At 58.7% G+C, this 247-nt stretch carries 1 protein-coding gene; it reads left to right on the top strand.

All coding sequences use genetic code 11. The features are described 5' to 3' along the window. Window positions 1–247 (top strand): immunoglobulin-like domain-containing protein (locus J1G33_RS27790; protein ID WP_223019179.1); only part of this gene is annotated, 247 nt, incomplete at both ends.

A 247-nucleotide genomic window follows, 5' to 3' on the forward strand; every position in this document is an offset into this window, starting at 1 on the left:
CCAGACCGTCAAGATCACCGAGACCACCGGCGGCAACTTCGAAAAACTCGAAGTCGCAGGCAACGGCGCAACCACCACCATCAACGACACCATCGACAAGGTCGATGTGGTACTGACCGCCACCACCACCGTCGGTGAAGGCGGCAATATCGTCTACACCGCCAGCCTGGTGGATAAAAACGGCGCCCCGGTGACCAACATCACCAACCCGCTGACCGTCACTTTGGACAATGGCGAAACCATCACC

The sequence above is a fragment of the Pseudomonas sp. P867 genome, from assembly GCF_019891455.1.
Classification (GTDB): domain Bacteria; phylum Pseudomonadota; class Gammaproteobacteria; order Pseudomonadales; family Pseudomonadaceae; genus Aquipseudomonas; species Aquipseudomonas synxantha_A.